This is a genomic window from Streptomyces sp. NPDC102514 (genome assembly GCF_055584525.1).
In genome coordinates this window covers 115050-131413 of record NZ_JBVJLW010000010.1, presented here as the reverse complement: position 1 = coordinate 131413, position 16364 = coordinate 115050, and the positions used below count along the sequence as shown (strand labels likewise).

Below are 16364 nucleotides of genomic sequence, written 5' to 3'. Positions count from 1 at the left end.
TCCGGAAATTCCGGAAGCGACGTGAAGCCATCATGAGAGGGACGTCCATGAAGCCCCAGAGCTTACGGAGAGCCGCGTCCGCGTTCCTGGCCGCGGCCTCGCTCGTGATCGGGGGAGCCACCTCCGGTCACGCCGCCGCCGGCCCGGAACCGGCCGCCACGGAACGGCGGGCCGCCGCCGAGCCCGTACTGCGGGACCTCGCCGCCGCAAAGGGCATCTACTACGGGACGGCCGTCACGGCCTCCAAGCTCAACGGCACCTACGGCACGATCACCGGCGAACAGTTCGACTCCATCACGCCGGGCAACGAGATGAAGTGGGGCTCGGTCGAGGCGACCCGGGGCAGCTTCACCTGGTCCGGCGCCGACGCCGTGGTCGCCTTCGCGGAGGCGCACGCCCAGAAGGTCCGCGGCCACACCCTGGTCTGGCACAGCCAACTGCCCGGCTGGGTGAGCAACGGCACCTGGACCGCCGACACCCTGCGGACGGTGATGACCGACCACATCGCCACCGAGGCCGGCCGCTACAAGGGCCGTATCGACCACTGGGACGTCGTCAACGAGCCGTTCAACGAGGACGGTACGCGCAGGCAGTCGGTCTTCCAGACGGCGATCGGCGACTCGTACATCGCCGACGCGCTGCGGGCGGCCCGTGCCGCCGACCCGGCCGCGAAGCTGTACGTCAACGACTACAACGTGGAGGGCGTCAACGCGAAGAGCACCGCCCTCTACAACCTGGTGAAGTCGTTCAAGGAGCAGGGCGTCCCGATCGACGGCGTGGGACTGCAGGCCCACCTGATCCTCGGCCAGGTGCCGTCCACGCTCCAGGCCAACATCCAGCGCTTCGCCGACCTCGGCGTGGACGTCGCGATCACCGAACTCGACATCCGGATGACCGTTCCGCCCACGACCGCCCAACTCGCCCAGCAGAAGGCCGAGTACAAGGCGGTCACCGCCGCCTGCGTCGCCGTGGCGCGCTGCGAGGGCGTCACCGTCTGGGGCTTCACCGACTCCGACTCATGGATCCCGGACGTGTTCACCGGTTACGGCGCGGCGACCCCGTACGACGAGAACTTCCAGCCCAAGCCCGCCTATTACGGCATCGCCGAGGCGCTCGGCTGGGTCGACGACGGCACGCCCGAACCGGTGGGCGCCTGCGCGGTCACCTACGCCGTGCAGAGCCAGTGGAACACCGGCTTCACCGCGCAGGTGACGGTCAGGAACACGAGCACCACCGCCGTCAACGGCTGGCAGCTGGCGTGGACCTGGCCCGCCGGGCAGAGCGTGACGCAGGCGTGGAACGCGACCGTCACCCAGTCCGGCCCGGCCGTCACCGCCGCCAACGCGAGCTACAACGCGGCCATCGCGCCGGGCGCGGCCGTCACGTTCGGCTTCAACGGCTCCTGGTCCGGCGGCAACACCGCACCCACGGCCTTCACCCTCAACGGGACGGCCTGCACCACGTAAGGGGCCCCGCGGCGGGAACGCCGGTTGTCAGCCGCGGCGTCGGACCGAGGACGGGGGCCTGCACCGGGGACGGGGGCCTACGCGGACGTCGGCTCCGTCCCGCGCAGGGGGCGGAGCACCAGCGGCGTCGCGTTCGGCGCCGCGCTCTCCAGGGCCTCCAGGCCGTACGAGTCCCACCACTCGGAGTTGCCGTCCTCGATACAGCGCAGCAGCACCCCTTCGCGCAGCGCCCAGGGGCAGATGGTCACCTCGTCGATGCCCATCAGCTTCATCGTGGTGTGCGCGACGATCGCCCCGGCCAGGGACTGCCCCGACCGCGCGAGGGAGATACCGGGCAGGAGCGCGCGCTCCGCGGTCGGCAGCGCCGCCAGCTGCTCGACGGCCCTGCCCAGGTCGGAGCGGGTCATGGTCCGGGTGGTGAAGGGCCCGGACCGGCCCGGGGCCGCGCCGCACAGCCGGCCCAGCTGCTGGAACGTCCGCGAGGTGACGACCGCCGTCCGCGGTGCCTCCCACCGGATACGGGCCGCGACATCGCGCAGCTGATGGCGTACGTGCCGGCGCAGCAGCTTGATCCGGTGCGGCGACGGCGGGTCCTGGCCGCGGAAGAACTCACGGGTCAGCCGGTTGGCGCCCAGCGGCAGCGCGATGGCGAAGTCGGGCAGCCTGCTCCGCCCGAAGGCCACCTCGAACGAACCGCCCCCGATGTCCAGCAGGGCCAGCGGCCCGGCGCGCCAGCCCATCCAGCGCCGGGCGGCCAGGAAGGTCAGCTCGGCCTCCACCTCGCCGGGCAGCACATGCAGCGGCACCCCCGCCTCCGCGGCGATCCGGCCGAGGATCTCGTCGCGGTTCGGGGCGTCCCGCACGATCGCGGTGGCGAACGCGAACGGCTGGCCCACCCCCCACCGCCTGCCCTCCGCGCGGGTCTCCTTCACCGCTTCCACCAGCCGGTCCACCTGTTCCGCCGGCAGATGGCCGCCCCGTTCCACATGGGCGGAGAGGCGCAGCTGACGCTTGGCGGTGTGCACGGGAAGCGGAACCGCGCCATCCGTTTCCGCGATGACAAGCCGCACCGTGTTCGAGCCGACGTCGAGTACACCCATTCGCATCCCTTCCCCGTACCCCCGGCGGCCTCCGGCACACCGCGACACGCGCACTGATCACGCCCTGTCCGGGTTGCGGTGGGACTTCTGGGCACGGCCGTGCCGGTCGTCGCGGTGTGGCGGGGCGTGCGGGTGCGCAGCCGGGAGCCCGGTCCGCCGCGCCCCGAGGGCCGGCCCCACAGTGGCGGCTTCGAGGGCGGCGGCCTCGGCGGCCACCGACATGACGGGGGTTTCGGGTGGCCGTGACCGGCCACTCGGAGCGTATGGTGCAAATGGGATACACGATGATGACCGAGCAGGCCGGACCCCGTGAGCTCGTCCAGCACGTGGTGGCCGCCGAACGGGCGGGCTTCGACTTCTCGGTCACGTCCGACCACTACTTCCCGTGGCTGGCCGAGCAGGGACACGCGCCGTACGCGTGGAGTGTTCTCGGGGCCGCCGCGCAGGCCACGTCCACGATCCCCCTCATGACGTACGTGACCTGCCCGACGACCCGCTACCACCCGGCGGTCGTCGCGCAGAAGGCCGCCACCACGCAGCTGCTCGCCGAGGGCCGCTTCCGGCTCGGGCTGGGCTCCGGCGAGAACCTCAACGAGCATGTGGTGGGCGGCGGCTGGCCCGCCGCGCACGTACGCCTCGACATGCTGGAAGAGGCCGTCGAGATCATCCGCGCGCTGTTCGAGGGCAAGAACGTGAACCACCACGGCACGCACTTCGACGTGGAGAACGCCAAGCTCTTCGACCTGCCCGACGAGCCGACCCCCATCGGTGTCGCCGTCTCGGGCGAGCGCTCCTGCGCCCTCGCGGGCCGGCTGGCCGACCTGGTGATCGCCACCGAGCCGAAGGCCGAACTGATCGAGTCCTTCGACCGGCACGGCGGCGCCGGCAAGCCCAGGGTGGGCCAGCTGCCCGTCTGCTTCGACACGGACAAGGACGCCGCCGTGGCGCGGGCGCACGAGCAGTTCCGCTGGTCGCTGGGCGGCTGGCCGGTCAACTCCGAACTTCCGGGCCCGGCGGCCTTCGACACGGCGACCCGGTTCGTGAGGCCCGAGGACGTGGCGCAGAACGTTCCCTGCGGCGACGACGTGGACGCCTTCGTCGAGGCCGTCCGCCCCTACGCCGAGGCGGGCTTCACCGAGGTCGCCCTCGTCCAGATCGGGGGAGACCACCAGTTCCCCTTCCTGGACTGGGCCGAGAAGAAGCTGCTGCCCGCGCTGAAGGACCTGTGAGCTTCGAAGCGGAGGGAACCCCATGGCCATCGCCACGTACGGCCTCGTAGCACTCGACTGCCCGGATCCGCCCGCGCTGGCGGAGTTCTACGCGGGCGTCCTGGGCGGTGAGGTGAAGCGGTACAGCGACGACTGGTACGACCTCCACGCCCCCGGCGGCCACCGCGTCTCCTTCCAGCGGGCCCCCGGCCACCGCCCGCCCGACTGGCCGAGCGCCGACGGAGGCTCCCAGCAGCTGCACCTGGACTTCGACGTGCCGGACCTGGACGAGGCCCAGGTACTGGCCCTCGGCGCCACGCCGCTCGACCTGGACGACGACGGCGGTCGCCGCGGCTTCCGCGTGTACGCGGACCCGGCGGGCCACCCGTTCTGCCTCTGCCGCCAGTGACGGAGGGCCGGCCGGCGGCCTGTGACCCGGCGCCACCGCCGTCGGCCGCGACCGCCGCGACCGCCGGGCCCGCCGGGTCACCGTGCCCGGTCCCTCACGGCCGGTACCGCAGCGGATGGTCCGACGGCACCTCCACCACCGCGATCCGTGTGCCGTCCGGGTCCCTGAGCCACATCTCGACGAGCCCCCACGGCTCCTTCACCGGCGGCCGGTCCACCTCGACACCCGCGGCCACGAGTTCCTCGTACGCCGCCGTCACGTCGGCCACCTGCAGCCACAGCCTGACGGCGGGGGAGGGCGGTTCGGCGGAACGGCCCGAGACTTCGAGGAAGCCGCCGCCGAGGAAGTAGACGGTGCCGCGCTCGGGGCCCGTGCCGAACTCGCGGTAGACGGGCAGCCCCAGCTGCTCGCCGTAGAAGGCACGGGAGCGCTCGGGATCGGCGGGGCGGAGCAAGGTCCGGCTGCTCAGTACATGCACCATGCGTCCCGAGCGTAATGGGGGTGAAGGGGAGCGTTACCCTCGTCCATGGCCGCGCCGCGCCCGAGATCGGAGAACCGCCCCATGCCCACCGCTCCCGACGGACCGACCTTCCGCGACGCCGTCGACACCGACGTGGACGCCCTGGTCGCACTGATCGAATCCGCCTACCGGGGGGACTCCAGCCGGACCGGCTGGACCACCGAGGCGGACATCCTGGAAGGGCAGCGGACGGACCCGGAAGGCGTCCTCGCGGTCATCAAGTCGCCCGACAGCCGGCTGCTGACCGTCGAGCGCGACGGCACGGTGGTCGCCTGCTGCCAGCTCGAACACCGGGGTGCGCACGCCTACTTCGGCATGTTCGCGGTCAGCCCCGCACTCCAGGGGGCGGGCCTCGGCAAGGTGATCATCGCCGAGGCGGAGCGGCTGGCCCGCGAGACCTGGGACGCGAAGGAGATGCACATGACCGTGATCTCCGTACGCGAGGACCTCATCGCCTGGTACGAGCGACGCGGCTACCGCCGTACGGGAGAGATGACTCCCTTCCCGTACGGCGACGAGCGCTTCGGCCTGCCGCAGCGCGACGACCTGCAGTTCGAGCTCCTGACGAAGCCGCTCGCATAATCGTTACGCCGCCGGTCGGCGCGGCGGCGGCGGCTAGGCCGTGAAGCGGCCGGTGCGCTTGATCTCCGGGTAGTCGGTGGTCGCGCCGTCCAGCTCCAGGGCGCGCACCAGCCGCAGATGGTCCTGGGTGTTCACGACCCAGCCGATGATCCGCAGGTCCGCCTTGCGCGCCCGCTCGACGACCTCCAGGGTCAGCCGCCGGATGTTCAGCACCAGAGTCGTGGCGCCGACCGCGGTCGCCCGCTCGACGACATCGATGCCATAGCGGCTGGCGACCAGCGCCGTACGGACGCCCGGCACGAGCCGCGCGATCTCGGCGATCGCCTCGTCGTGGAAGGACAGCACCTCGACCCGGCCGACCAGATCGCGCCGGTTCATCACCTCGGCGAGGGCGCGGGCCGCGGCCACGTCCTTGATCTCGGCCTGGAGCGGGGCCGTGACGGCGTCCAGGACCTCCTCGAACACCGGCACGCGCTCCCCGCGTCCCGCGTCCAGCACCCGCAGCTCGGAGAGGGTCTTCTCGGCGATCGGACCCGAACCGTCGGTCGTACGGTCCACGTCGGCGTCGTGCATGACGACGAGCGCGCCGTCCTTGCTCAGATGCAGATCCAGCTCGATCAGGTCGAGGCCCGCCTGCTGGGCGGCGGTGAAGGAACGAAGGGTGTTCTCCGGTTCGACACCCATGATCCCGCGATGACCGATGGTGAGGAAGTTCAAGGGTTGACTCCGCTTCCGTCGACGGCGGCTCGGCTGCCGCGCGCGGCGCTCCCGTGCCCACGCGGCAAGGCCGCAGCCTAATGGCCTCGGCGGGCCTTGTACCCGCTCCGGTGGCCGGGAATGAGGCCTGTCGGCCGGGGGAGCGGGTCCTGCCGTGGCCTTTGCGGCTCACCCCCGGGTGGGCGAGTCCTCAGCCGGTTGACCGCGCCTCGGAGAGGGTGTCCGCGGCGGACCGCCCGAACTCCGGCGACTACCCGGCCGACGGCGGAAGTATTCGCCCTCGCGGTGTCCCACAGGAAAAATAGCGGTGAAGGTGCGAGGCGACAGGATAATCTCCCGAGACTCCACTTGTCCCGGAGAGTCCCGCACGCATACGGTGTCCATACGCGAGGTTCTCCCGTGGAAGGTGGGTCATGACGGAAATTCTTGTGCAGGTGGGTGCGGAGGAACAGATTCCTCCCCGGAGCGGGGTAGTGAGCCACCCGGCATGGCCCGTGCTCAAGGATGCCGTGGAGCGGATCCGGCCATGGCAGTCCAAGGACGGATCGATCGACTTCGACGCCGGGAGCGCCCCCGATCCGGCGGAGGCCGGCCAGGCCGTGCGCCGGGTCATGGACGCCGTGCAGGAGCTGTCGCCGCTCGTTCCGCACGACGCCGAGTACCACACGGCGCTCGTCAAGGATCTGAGCCGCTGGGCCGACGGCGGCTTCGAGGTGCCCGACTTCCTCGACTCGCTGCTGGCCTTCCAGCCCGCGGCGCACCGAGTGGACGGCCTCGAACACCTGGTCCTCTTCCCCATGTACACGCAGAACGGCAATCCGGACCGCAACTTCGAAGCGGTCGTCCTGCGCATGGTCTGGCCCGACTGGCTGGCCGACCTCGAGCGCACCCGCTACGACAACCCGCTGTTCTGCGGCATCAAGTTCGAGGACTTCACCGCCGGGTACGACACCAACTCTGCCGTCCTCTTCCCCGAGACCATCGCCGTGCGCGAGGCCCCGGAGCGGTTCAGCTGGGGCGGTATCTTCTGCGACCGCGAGGCCGCCCGCTTCCGCAAGGTCACCGAGGCCGCCGTCGACACGCTCGGCCTCGACCTGCCCGACGACATCAGCGAGATGGTCGGCGACCAGGCGCGCTGCGAGCAGGCCTTCGTCCTGTGGGACATGGTCCACGACCGCACCCACAGCCATGGCGACCTGCCCTTCGACCCCTTCATGATCAAGCAGCGCCAGCCGTTCTGGATGTACGGCCTGGAGGAGCTGCGCTGCGACCTCACGGCCTTCCGCGAGGCCGTCAAGCTGGAGGCCGACGGCTTCCCGCAGGGCCGTGACGTGCAGTACACGGTGCTCTTCGACCGGATGTTCCGCTTCCCCGTGACCGGCGACCGCGTCCGCAACTACGACGGCCTCGGCGGACAGCTGCTCTTCGCCTACCTGCACAAGCACGACGTCGTCCGCTGGACCGACAACAAGCTGTTCATCGACTGGCAGCGGGCCCCGCAGGTCACCAACGAGCTGTGCGCCGAGATCGAGAAGCTGTACCGCGACGGCATCGACCGTCCGAAACTGGTCCACTGGTTCGCCGCGTACGACCTGGTCTCCCAGTACCTCTCCCCGCACCCCGGATCCCGCTGGGCCAAGGGCCCCGACGCCCTCGATCTGACGCTGCCGCCGCGAAAACTGGTGGACGACGTGCTTCCGGACGAGTTTCCCCTGAGCATGTTCTATGAGGCACTCTCCAAGAAGCTGAAGAACGTGATCGCGCAGACCAAGGGCATCACCGCTGCGAGTGCCGAGCGGGTGGCCGCGTGAGCGACCGCGTCCGGAACACTGCTCAGGAGGCGAAGACCATGGGGAACGGTAGCGGCGGGGCACTGAGCGGCGCGGTGATCGCGGTGGCCGGCGCGGGCGGTCCGGTGGGCCGGGCGACCCTGCTGCGGCTCGCCGAGGCCGGGGCCGTGGTCGTCGGGTCCGACAACGACCCGGAGCGACTGGCCGAGGCCGTGGACGCGGCCCGCTACGCCCACGGCGGCGCCACCGTCGTCGGCGACACGGTCGACCTCCTCGACCGGGACTCGGCGAAGGACTGGGCCGCGCGTACCGAGAAGGAGTTCGGGCGCGTCGACGGACTGGTCCACCTCGTCGGCGGCTGGCGCGGCAGCGAGACCTTCACCAAGACCAGCCTCGACGACTGGGACCTGCTGGAACTGCTGCTCATCCGTACCGTGCAGCACACCTCCCTCGCCTTCCACGAGGCACTGCAGCGCAGCGACCGCGGCCGGTACGTCCTGATCAGCGCCGCGGGCGCCGGCAAGCCCACCGCGGGCAACGCCGCGTACGCGGCGGCCAAGGCCGCCGCCGAGGCGTGGACGCTGGCCATGGCCGACTACTTCCGCAAGGCCGGGATCTCCGAGGGCGCCGAGGGGCCGACGTCCGCCGCCGCCATCCTGGTGGTCAAGGCGCTGGTGCACGACGCGATGCGCGCGGAGCGCCCGAACGCGAAGTTCGCGGGCTTCACGGACGTCAAGGACCTGGCCGAGTCCATCACCGGTGTCTGGGAGCAGTCCGCCCCCGAAGTGAACGGAAAGCGTCTGTGGCTGACCGAGAAGCCGTGAACTCCGGCAGAGACGCCGTGAACCCGCCGAGGACGGATGCCCGGCGGCGCCACGACCCGCAGGTGCGCGGCTTCGCCAGCGACAACTACGCGGGCGCCCACCCCGAGGTGCTCGCCGCCCTGGCCCTCGCCAACGGCGGGCACCAGATCGCGTACGGCGAGGACGACTACACCGGCCACCTCCAGCAGGTGATCCGCGGCCACTTCGGCGCGGGCGCCGAGGCGTTCCCCGTCTTCAACGGCACGGGCGCCAACGTCGTGGCCCTGCAGGCGCTCACCGACCGCTGGGGCGCCGTGATCTGCGCGGAGAGCGCGCACATCAATGTCGACGAGGGTGGCGCTCCCGAGCGCATGGGCGGGCTGAAGCTGCTCACGGTGGCCACGCCCGACGGCAAGCTCACCCCCGAGCTGATCGACCGGCAGGCGTACGGCTGGGACGACGAGCACCGGGCGATGCCGCAGGTGGTGTCGATCACGCAGAACACCGAACTGGGCACGGTCTACACGCCCGACGAGGTCCGCGCGATCTGCGAGCACGCCCACGGGCACGGCATGAAGGTGCACCTCGACGGCGCCCGGATAGCCAACGCGGCCGCCTCCCTGGACGTACCGATGCGGGCGTTCACCAACGCGGTCGGCGTGGACGTGCTGTCCTTCGGCGGCACCAAGAACGGCGCGCTGTTCGGCGAGGCCGTCGTCGTCCTGAACCGGGATGCCGTCAGCCACATGAAGCATCTGCGCAAGCTGTCCATGCAGCTCGCCTCCAAGATGCGCTTCGTGTCGGTGCAGTTGGAGGCCCTGCTCGCCAAGGACCTGTGGCTGCGCAACGCCCGCCACGCCAACGAGATGGCCCAGCGCCTCGCCGAGGGCGTCCGCGCGGTGCACGGCGTGGAGATCCTCTACCCGGTACAGGCCAACGCGGTCTTCGCCCGGCTGCCCCACGACGTGAGCGAACGCCTGCAGAAGCGCTACCGCTTCTACTTCTGGGACGAGACCGCGGGAGACGTCCGCTGGATGTGCGCCTTCGACACGACCGAGGACGACGTCGACGGTTTCGTGGCGGCGCTCAAGGAGGAGATGGCGGGCTGACAGGCCCGGGGAGTGGTGCATAGATATACGGTCGCCTGGAAAAGTAGTTGACTCCCGGGTGATCGTATTCTTATGCTCCGCAGGCATGGAGCTGATCCAGAACAACCCCGACCTGTCCGCCTACCTGGCCGCCGACGAGGCGATCGACCACCGTCATCCGATCGTGCGCGAGGTGTCCGCACGGCTGGCGAGTCAGGTCGCCGACTCGTATGCCTATGCGCAGGCGGCCTTCGAGTTCGTGCGCGACACCATCCCGCACTCACAGGACTCCGGCGACCTCCGCGTCACCTGGCGCGCCTCCGACGTCCTGGAGCAGGGCACCGGCATCTGCTACGCCAAGGCCCACGCCCTGGCCGCCCTGCTGAGAGCCGAGGACATCCCGACGGCGTTCTGCTACCAGAAGTTCGACGTGGTGCACGGCCTGGTCGCGGTCCGCTTCAACGGTGCCTGGCACCGGCAGGACCCCCGGGGCAACAAACCGGGCGTGGACGCCCGGTTCTCCCTCGCCGGAGAGCGCCTGGCCTTCACGCCCGACCCGCGGGCGCACGAGCTGGACCACCCGGAGCTGTACGACGCACCGCACCCGGCCGTCCTGGCCGCGCTCAAGGCCGCCCGGGACCGCCCACACCTGTGGGAGTCGCTTCCCGTCGCGCTCTGAGCCGCCGCGCTCTGAGCCGGAGGGCCCGCAGGCCGACGGGCCTGCGGACGGTCCTTCTGCCCCTCCACGGAGCGCCGTGCGCTCAGCGGGCCTCGGAGGCCTTCACTTCTTCGGGGGTCGGTGCCGTGCCGCCCAGGTGCGCCGGCATCCACCAGGTGTCGTCCGGGCCCTTGGGGCGTACGGGATAGGCGCGCTGCGCGGCTTCCAGGAGCTCCTGCACGCGCTCGCGCACCTGACGGGTGATCGCGCCCGCGTACTTGTCGCGGGAGGCCTCGATCGCCTCGCCGACCCGGATGGTGATCGGGGTGTGGCTGCGCTTGAAGTTGCGCGGGTGGCCCTTGGTCCACAGCCGCTGCGTACCCCACACGGCCATCGGGATCAGCGGGACGCCCGCCTCCTGGGCCATGCGCGCGGCGCCCGACTTGAAGCTCTTCAGTGTGAAGGACTGGGAGATCGTGGCCTCGGGGAAGACGCCGACGATTTCACCGGAGCGCAGCGAGGCCAGCGCGTGGGCGTACGCCGTCTCTCCCTGCTTGCGGTCCACCGGGATGTGCTTCATGTTGCGCATCAGGGGGCCGGAGATTTTGTGCCGGAACACCGACTCCTTGGCCATGAAACGGACAAGGCGCTTCTGGGGCAGGGCGGCGAGACCGTCGAAGATGAAGTCGAGATAGCTGATGTGGTTGCTCACCAGCACCGCACCGCCCGTGCGCGGGATGTTCTCCGTCCCCTTGAGATCGATCTTCAGGTCCCAGGCCTTGAACAACGTCTGGGCGAGACCGATGGCGGGACGGTAGACAAGCTCAGCCATGAACGGAGTGGACCCTTCTCTCTGTTCTGCCTGGGAAGGGGTGCTCCCGGCGGGAAACTTACGCTGCCGTAGGTTTACGGCATTGCGCAGATCGTGCCCGAAGAACGGACGAGTGACCAGTCCTGGTGCCTGAGATTGGCGAGATCCTCGTCACGTCACCCCTTGATCCACCTCGGCGTTTTACGTGGCCTTTACTCCGCGCGAACCGCCACTCGCCGTACGAGCAGGTACATCTCGCACCCGAGGCAATACCCGAACGCCGCGTTGAGAAACGCCGCCGCGAGCGCCGCCCCGGTCGCGGCGAGTCCCAGCCACTCGGGGCCCACCGTGTAGCCGAGGAGACCGATCGCGGCGAACGCGAATCCGACCGCCTGCGCGAACCGCGGCGGCTCGGGCGCCTCGAACTCCGTCGGCGGCGCGATCCGCGGACGGACGGCGTACCGGAACAGCAGGCCGTACGGGGAACGGCCCACGCCGCCCGCCGCGCCGAGGGCGAACGCCAGCGTCTGCCAGGCCAGCAGCCAGGCGCTGCCGGTGATCAGTACGACCGCCAGGACCACGGTGGTCACGACCGCTCCGAAACGCGGCCCACGTGCATCGATGTTCATGAATCAAGTATTCCGCAGGGATCACGCCCCCGGGCGCGGGAATCTTTGCAGCCTCGTGAACGCTGAAGCCGGGGATGACCGGACTTGCGGTGTGTGTGGTGGTGCTCGCCCTGGCGAGCGCCTACGGAGTGCTGAACCGACGTCGGAGCGGGAGAGTCAGAGTGCGTGGGCGGGACGGCGGAAAACGGCTGGGCGCGGCCGAGTTGGGCGAGGACCTCGGCGAGCGGGCCACCCTCGTCCAGTTCTCCAGTGCCTTCTGCGCACCCTGCAGGGCGACCCGCAGAGTGCTCGGTGAGGTCGCCGAACTGGTTCCGGGCATACGGCACATCGAGATCGACGCCGAGAGCCGTCTCGGACTCGTCCGCGAACTGGAGATCCTCAAGACGCCGACCGTGCTCGTCCTCGACGCCGACGGTCACATCGTGCGCCGCGCCACCGGACAGCCGCGCAAGGCGGACGTGATCGCCGCGCTCGGTGAGGCGGTCGGCACCACCTGATCAACCGCAACCACCTGATCATCCGCAATCATCCGGCCATCCGCGAAGACCTGATCATTCGGAACACCCTGATCATCCAAAAGCCCCTGATCATGAGGCTGGAGGCCCTCGGTGACGCATCTCCCACATGCCGGGACGTACTTGACTGCATCAGCCACCTATCGTCAGTCTGACCGTATGCCCACGGAACTCCTTCCTTGCGAGCGCCTCGCGCGCTTCGAGCGTGCACGCCTTCGGACCGCGGCCCTCGTCCGCGGTGCGGGCGGGCGCTGTCCGGGCTGCTGAGCAGCCCAGGACCCCCGCCGCCGGCCTCGCGCAGAAGGACAACTCCATGACGGCCACGCCCGATCTCCGTACCTCCCGACTCGCCTCCCCGGACCTGCTCCGCTCCGTCTTCCGCCAGCACGCGGCCGGAGTCGCCGTGATCACCGCACGCGGCGAAGAGGGCCCCGTCGGCTTCACCGCGACCTCGCTCGCCTCCGTGTCCGCCGAGCCCCCGCTGATCTCCTTCGGCATCGGCACCGGCGCCTCCAGCTGGCCGGCCATCTCCCGGACGGACCACGTGGGCGTCCATGTGCTCGGCGAGCACCAGCAGGAACTGGCCGCCACCTTCGCCCGCAGCGGCGCCGACCGCTTCGGCGGGCCCACCGCCTGGCGGGAGGGGCCCGAGGGCGTTCCCGTGCTCGACGACGTCCTCGCCTGGCTCGTGTGCCGGGTCGTCACCCGCGTTCCCGCGGGGGACCACCGCGTCGTCCTGGCCGAGGTGGTGCTCGGGGACCCCGCCGGTGCCGGCCGCCCCCTGCTGTACCACCAGGGGCGCTTCAACGCGCTGCGGGAATAGCGCGCTCGGGGGCGGGTGCGCCGGGCCGCCACGGCCCACCCCGTCCGCCCCCCGTCTGCGAGCACGTCGAGTTCCGATTACGCTGCGTTGCGAAGGTCACAGTTCAAAGCGCTTGCTTAGAGGGAACCAGCTACGGGAGCGTAGAAGCGCGTACTGGCGAGTAATATTTCGCTCGGAGCGCGGGTCGCCCCCACCGGGAACGGCTGCTTCAGGCGCCTATGCTGCCCGTAGGCAGGCAGCCCAGAAAAGACGATGCAGTAGGAGAGCCGGCGTGAGCTTGAGGATCGTTGTCACTGTTAAGTACGTGCCCGACGCCACTGGCGACCGGCACTTCGCCGAGGACCTGACCGTCGACCGTGACGACGTGGACGGCCTGCTGTCGGAGCTCGACGAGTACGCGGTCGAGCAGGCCCTGCAGATCGCCGACGAAGCGGACGACGCGGAGATCACCGTGCTGACCGTGGGCCCCGAGGACGCGAAGGACGCGCTGCGCAAGGCGCTGTCCATGGGCGCGGACAAGGCCATCCACGTCGAGGACGACGATCTGCACGGCACCGACGCGATCGGCACCTCGCTGGTGCTGGCCAAGGCGATCGAGAAGGCCGGCTACGACCTGGTCATCTCCGGCATGGCCTCCACCGACGGCACCATGGGCGTGCTCCCGGCGCTGGTCGCCGAGCGCCTGGGCGTCCCGCAGGTCACGCTGCTGTCCGAGGTCACGGTCGCGGACGGCGTCGTCAAGGGCCGCCGGGACGGCGACACCGCCTCCGAGCAGCTCGAGGCCTCGCTGCCCGCCGTCGTGTCGGTCACCGACCAGTCGGGCGAGGCGCGTTACCCGTCCTTCAAGGGCATCATGGCCGCCAAGAAGAAGCCCGTTCAGTCCTGGGACCTCGAAGACCTGGAGATCGAGGCCGACGAGGTCGGTCTCGACGGCTCCTGGACCACGGTCGACTCGGCCACCGAGCGCCCCGCGCGCACCGCGGGCACGATCGTCAAGGACGAGGGCGAGGGCGGCAAGCAGCTCGCCGAGTTCCTCGTGGGCCAGAAGTTCATTTAACGGCTGGGGTCCGGGGGTCGTCCCCCGGGCCGACGCAGCATCTGAGCCCAGTCGTTGCCGCCCGCCCCTCATCTTTCGCAAGCAGGAGAGAAGAAGTCCCATGGCTGAAGTTCTCGTCTACGTCGACCACGTGGACGGCGCCGTCCGCAAGCCCACCCTGGAACTGCTGACGCTGGCCCGCCGCATCGGCGACCCGGTCGCCGTCGCGCTCGGCGCCGGCGCCGCGAACACCGCCGCCACGCTCGCCGAGCACGGCGCCGTCAAGGTGCTCACCGACGAGGCCGCCGAGTACGCCGACTACCTCGTCGTCCCGAAGGTGGACGCGCTGCAGGCCGCCGTCGAGGCTGTCTCCCCGGCCGCCGTGCTGGTCCCCTCGTCCGCCGAGGCCAAAGAGATCGCCGCCCGTCTCGCGCTGCGCATCGGCGCCGGTGTCATCACCGACGCCGTCGACGTCGAGGCCGACGACAAGGGCCCGGTCGCCACCCAGTCGGTGTTCGCCGCCTCGTACTCCACGAAGACCCGGGTCTCCAAGGGCACCCCGGTCATCACCGTCAAGCCCAACTCGGCCCCCGTCGAGGCCGCCCCGGCCGCCGGCACCGTCGAGGCGCTGTCGGTGACCTTCTCCGCGCAGGCCACCGGCACCAAGGTGACCGGCCGCACCCCGCGCGAGTCGACCGGCCGCCCGGAGCTGACCGAGGCCGCGATCGTGGTCTCCGGCGGCCGTGGCGTCAACGGCAGCGAGAACTTCTCGATCATCGAGGCGCTCGCCGACTCCCTCGGCGCGGCCGTGGGCGCCTCGCGCGCCGCCGTGGACGCCGGCTGGTACCCGCACACCAACCAGGTCGGCCAGACCGGCAAGTCCGTGTCCCCGCAGCTGTACATCGCCAACGGCATCTCCGGCGCCATCCAGCACCGCGCCGGCATGCAGACGTCGAAGACGATCGTGGCGGTCAACAAGGACGCCGAGGCCCCGATCTTCGACCTGGTCGACTACGGCGTGGTCGGCGACCTCTTCGAGGTCGTCCCGCAGCTCACCGAGGAGATCAAGTCCCGCAAGGGCTGATCGCTCTCCTCGCGTGATCCTCGTGTGAGGCCCCCTCGACCGACACGGTCGAGGGGGCCTCACGGCGTTCGGGGCCCTGCTCAGCCCAGGGTCAGGGACGCCTGGACGGGCAGATGGTCGCTCGGGAACTGCCCGTCCAGGGAGAAGGTGTTGATCGACGCCCGGTGCGCGCCGATCCCGGGCGAGGCGAGGATCCAGTCGATGCGGTCGCCGTCCGGGGTCAGCGGGCGGTAGCCGTGGAACGTGGCGTACAGGTCACTCCGCTCGGCCGCCGACTCCCAGGTGTCGACGAGGCCGGCGCCCAGCATCGTGTCGTAGACCGGGTTCTTGTGGGCGGCCACATTGAAGTCGCCGGTCACCACCAGCGGCAGGGAGCGGTCGAGCCCCGCGATCCGTTCGGTGATCAGGGCTGCGGCACGCGCGCGTGCGTTCTGACTGGCGTTGTCCAGGTGGGTGTTGAGGAAGTAGAACTCCCGCTGCCCGTCCCGCAGATCCCGGAAGCGGACCCAGGTCACCATGCGGATGGAGCCGCCGCCCCAGGTGTTCGAGCCGATCACGGCGGGCGTGTCCGAGAGCCAGAAGTGGTCGTACTCCACCGGGGCGAGTCTGCGGGTGTCGTAGAAGACCGTCATGAACTCGTCCCGGCTGCCGCCCGCGCGGCCCGTGCCGATCCACTCGTAGTGCCCGCCGAGATCCGTGGCGATGTCGCGCACCTGCTGGTACAGGCCCTCCTGGGTGCCGAGGACGTGCGGTCGCTCCCGGCGCAGCAGTTCACGGGTGACGGGACGGCGGACGGCCCAGCTGTGGGGTTCGGCGGTGCTCGCGTAGCGCAGGTTGAAGGACATGACCTCCAGGCGGCCGTGGCGGTCCGCCGCCGAGGCGGACGACCTGGAGAGCGCCGTACTGGACAGGGGCAGGGCGACCGCGGCGGCGAGCGCGGTCTTGAGTCCCAGGCGGCGCGTGACTCGGCTGTGACGGGGCACGGGATGCTCCTTCTGTGGCCAGTGCCGGTCTGTGGTGCGGACCGTTCTGCGACGGATGCCGGTCGGGTCGTGCGCCTTGCAGTCTCGAAGTTGGGCGTGAACATGTCGAGATGCCCGGATGGACCCCGGGGGAAGTCCGCAG

The 16364-nt window shown here is 70.6% G+C and carries 19 protein-coding genes; 13 read left to right on the top strand and 6 right to left on the bottom strand.

What is annotated here, in order from left to right; genetic code table 11:
• The first annotated feature begins 47 nt into the window (after positions 1–47).
• The gene (locus ACZ60E_RS25420; protein ID WP_469443307.1) at positions 48–1466 is read left to right on the top strand and encodes a glycoside hydrolase family 10 protein; all 1419 of its coding nucleotides are present in this window, start codon (positions 48–50) and stop codon (positions 1464–1466) included.
• A 77-nt stretch (positions 1467–1543) separates the two neighbouring features.
• Here the strand turns inward: ACZ60E_RS25420 and ACZ60E_RS25415 are convergent, their stop codons facing one another.
• The gene (locus ACZ60E_RS25415; RefSeq protein ID WP_469443304.1) at positions 1544–2572 is read right to left on the bottom strand and encodes a Ppx/GppA family phosphatase; all 1029 of its coding nucleotides are present in this window, start codon (positions 2570–2572) and stop codon (positions 1544–1546) included.
• A 72-nt stretch (positions 2573–2644) separates the two neighbouring features.
• Between ACZ60E_RS25415 and ACZ60E_RS25410 the strand changes: the two genes are divergently transcribed.
• Genes ACZ60E_RS25410 through ACZ60E_RS25400 form a run of 3 tightly spaced genes read left to right on the top strand, consistent with a single transcriptional unit; the run spans position 2645 to position 4183 of the window.
• Complete coding sequence (locus ACZ60E_RS25410; RefSeq protein ID WP_469443301.1) at positions 2645–2812, top strand: DUF6479 family protein; 168 nt, start codon at positions 2645–2647, stop codon at positions 2810–2812.
• 17 nt (positions 2813–2829) lie between these two features.
• Positions 2830–3795, top strand: a complete 966-nt coding sequence (locus ACZ60E_RS25405; protein ID WP_469443298.1) for an LLM class F420-dependent oxidoreductase — start codon at positions 2830–2832, stop codon at positions 3793–3795.
• A gap of 22 nt (positions 3796–3817) precedes the next feature.
• Positions 3818–4183 (top strand): VOC family protein, encoded by a 366-nt coding sequence (locus ACZ60E_RS25400; RefSeq protein ID WP_469443295.1) that lies wholly within the window; start codon positions 3818–3820, stop codon positions 4181–4183.
• A 94-nt stretch (positions 4184–4277) separates the two neighbouring features.
• On the opposite strand, the gene ACZ60E_RS25395 is transcribed toward ACZ60E_RS25400, so the two are convergent.
• Complete coding sequence (locus ACZ60E_RS25395) at positions 4278–4664, bottom strand: VOC family protein (protein WP_385835016.1); 387 nt, start codon at positions 4662–4664, stop codon at positions 4278–4280.
• A gap of 81 nt (positions 4665–4745) precedes the next feature.
• Here ACZ60E_RS25395 and ACZ60E_RS25390 point away from each other — a divergent pair, with 81 nt between their 5' ends.
• A complete protein-coding gene (locus tag ACZ60E_RS25390; protein WP_469443293.1) occupies positions 4746–5285 on the top strand; it encodes a GNAT family N-acetyltransferase in 540 nt (179 codons plus the stop codon).
• A 33-nt stretch (positions 5286–5318) separates the two neighbouring features.
• On the opposite strand, the gene ACZ60E_RS25385 is transcribed toward ACZ60E_RS25390, so the two are convergent.
• The gene (locus tag ACZ60E_RS25385; RefSeq protein ID WP_469443291.1) at positions 5319–6002 is read right to left on the bottom strand and encodes a glycerophosphodiester phosphodiesterase; all 684 of its coding nucleotides are present in this window, start codon (positions 6000–6002) and stop codon (positions 5319–5321) included.
• Positions 6003–6415: 413 nt separating this feature from the next.
• Between ACZ60E_RS25385 and ACZ60E_RS25380 the strand changes: the two genes are divergently transcribed.
• From ACZ60E_RS25380 to ACZ60E_RS25365, 4 genes are all read left to right on the top strand, one after another.
• Entirely contained in the window at positions 6416–7813 is a 1398-nt protein-coding gene (locus ACZ60E_RS25380; protein WP_469443289.1) for a DUF6421 family protein, read from the top strand.
• Positions 7814–7851: 38 nt separating this feature from the next.
• Positions 7852–8616 carry an SDR family NAD(P)-dependent oxidoreductase gene (locus ACZ60E_RS25375; RefSeq protein ID WP_385835019.1) on the top strand — a complete coding sequence of 255 codons (765 nt, stop codon included), beginning with the start codon at positions 7852–7854 and terminating at the stop codon, positions 8614–8616.
• 17 nt (positions 8617–8633) lie between these two features.
• Positions 8634–9704, top strand: a complete 1071-nt coding sequence (locus ACZ60E_RS25370; protein WP_384799422.1) for a threonine aldolase family protein — start codon at positions 8634–8636, stop codon at positions 9702–9704.
• A gap of 85 nt (positions 9705–9789) precedes the next feature.
• Entirely contained in the window at positions 9790–10362 is a 573-nt protein-coding gene (locus ACZ60E_RS25365) for a transglutaminase domain-containing protein (protein WP_469443287.1), read from the top strand.
• Between the two features lie 82 nt (positions 10363–10444).
• Here ACZ60E_RS25365 and ACZ60E_RS25360 read toward each other — a convergent pair whose 3' ends face one another.
• The gene (locus ACZ60E_RS25360; RefSeq protein ID WP_384799104.1) at positions 10445–11173 is read right to left on the bottom strand and encodes a lysophospholipid acyltransferase family protein; all 729 of its coding nucleotides are present in this window, start codon (positions 11171–11173) and stop codon (positions 10445–10447) included.
• Between the two features lie 191 nt (positions 11174–11364).
• Positions 11365–11781 carry a DUF4395 domain-containing protein gene (locus ACZ60E_RS25355; RefSeq protein WP_385835022.1) on the bottom strand — a complete coding sequence of 139 codons (417 nt, stop codon included), beginning with the start codon at positions 11779–11781 and terminating at the stop codon, positions 11365–11367.
• A 74-nt stretch (positions 11782–11855) separates the two neighbouring features.
• Here ACZ60E_RS25355 and ACZ60E_RS25350 point away from each other — a divergent pair, with 74 nt between their 5' ends.
• The 4 genes from ACZ60E_RS25350 to ACZ60E_RS25335 all read left to right on the top strand — a co-directional run bounded on the left by ACZ60E_RS25350 (position 11856) and on the right by ACZ60E_RS25335 (position 15239).
• Complete coding sequence (locus ACZ60E_RS25350; protein ID WP_469443285.1) at positions 11856–12278, top strand: TlpA family protein disulfide reductase; 423 nt, start codon at positions 11856–11858, stop codon at positions 12276–12278.
• A gap of 331 nt (positions 12279–12609) precedes the next feature.
• Positions 12610–13119, top strand: a complete 510-nt coding sequence (locus ACZ60E_RS25345; protein WP_384799092.1) for a flavin reductase family protein — start codon at positions 12610–12612, stop codon at positions 13117–13119.
• Between the two features lie 271 nt (positions 13120–13390).
• Positions 13391–14176, top strand: a complete 786-nt coding sequence (locus ACZ60E_RS25340; protein ID WP_384799089.1) for an electron transfer flavoprotein subunit beta/FixA family protein — start codon at positions 13391–13393, stop codon at positions 14174–14176.
• A gap of 100 nt (positions 14177–14276) precedes the next feature.
• Positions 14277–15239, top strand: a complete 963-nt coding sequence (locus ACZ60E_RS25335) for an electron transfer flavoprotein subunit alpha/FixB family protein (RefSeq protein WP_384799086.1) — start codon at positions 14277–14279, stop codon at positions 15237–15239.
• A gap of 80 nt (positions 15240–15319) precedes the next feature.
• On the opposite strand, the gene ACZ60E_RS25330 is transcribed toward ACZ60E_RS25335, so the two are convergent.
• Positions 15320–16222, bottom strand: coding sequence for an endonuclease/exonuclease/phosphatase family protein (locus tag ACZ60E_RS25330; RefSeq protein WP_469443281.1), 903 nt, complete (start codon positions 16220–16222; stop codon positions 15320–15322).
• Between the last annotated feature and the right edge of the window lie 142 nt (positions 16223–16364).

Excerpts from the sequence above, each read along its gene's own strand:
- ACZ60E_RS25420 (WP_469443307.1), top strand. The coding sequence starts at position 48 with ATGAAGCCCCAGAGCTTACGGAGAGCCGCGTCCGCGTTCCTGGCCGCG.
- ACZ60E_RS25415 (WP_469443304.1), bottom strand. The coding sequence starts at position 2,572 with ATGCGAATGGGTGTACTCGACGTCGGCTCGAACACGGTGCGGCTTGTC.
- ACZ60E_RS25405 (WP_469443298.1), top strand. The coding sequence starts at position 2,830 with ATGGTGCAAATGGGATACACGATGATGACCGAGCAGGCCGGACCCCGT.
- ACZ60E_RS25400 (WP_469443295.1), top strand. The coding sequence starts at position 3,818 with ATGGCCATCGCCACGTACGGCCTCGTAGCACTCGACTGCCCGGATCCG.
- ACZ60E_RS25395 (WP_385835016.1), bottom strand. The coding sequence starts at position 4,664 with ATGGTGCATGTACTGAGCAGCCGGACCTTGCTCCGCCCCGCCGATCCC.
- ACZ60E_RS25390 (WP_469443293.1), top strand. The coding sequence starts at position 4,746 with ATGCCCACCGCTCCCGACGGACCGACCTTCCGCGACGCCGTCGACACC.
- ACZ60E_RS25380 (WP_469443289.1), top strand. The coding sequence starts at position 6,416 with ATGACGGAAATTCTTGTGCAGGTGGGTGCGGAGGAACAGATTCCTCCC.
- ACZ60E_RS25375 (WP_385835019.1), top strand. The coding sequence starts at position 7,852 with ATGGGGAACGGTAGCGGCGGGGCACTGAGCGGCGCGGTGATCGCGGTG.
- ACZ60E_RS25365 (WP_469443287.1), top strand. The coding sequence starts at position 9,790 with ATGGAGCTGATCCAGAACAACCCCGACCTGTCCGCCTACCTGGCCGCC.
- ACZ60E_RS25360 (WP_384799104.1), bottom strand. The coding sequence starts at position 11,173 with ATGGCTGAGCTTGTCTACCGTCCCGCCATCGGTCTCGCCCAGACGTTG.
- ACZ60E_RS25355 (WP_385835022.1), bottom strand. The coding sequence starts at position 11,781 with ATGAACATCGATGCACGTGGGCCGCGTTTCGGAGCGGTCGTGACCACC.
- ACZ60E_RS25350 (WP_469443285.1), top strand. The coding sequence starts at position 11,856 with ATGACCGGACTTGCGGTGTGTGTGGTGGTGCTCGCCCTGGCGAGCGCC.
- ACZ60E_RS25345 (WP_384799092.1), top strand. The coding sequence starts at position 12,610 with ATGACGGCCACGCCCGATCTCCGTACCTCCCGACTCGCCTCCCCGGAC.
- ACZ60E_RS25335 (WP_384799086.1), top strand. The coding sequence starts at position 14,277 with ATGGCTGAAGTTCTCGTCTACGTCGACCACGTGGACGGCGCCGTCCGC.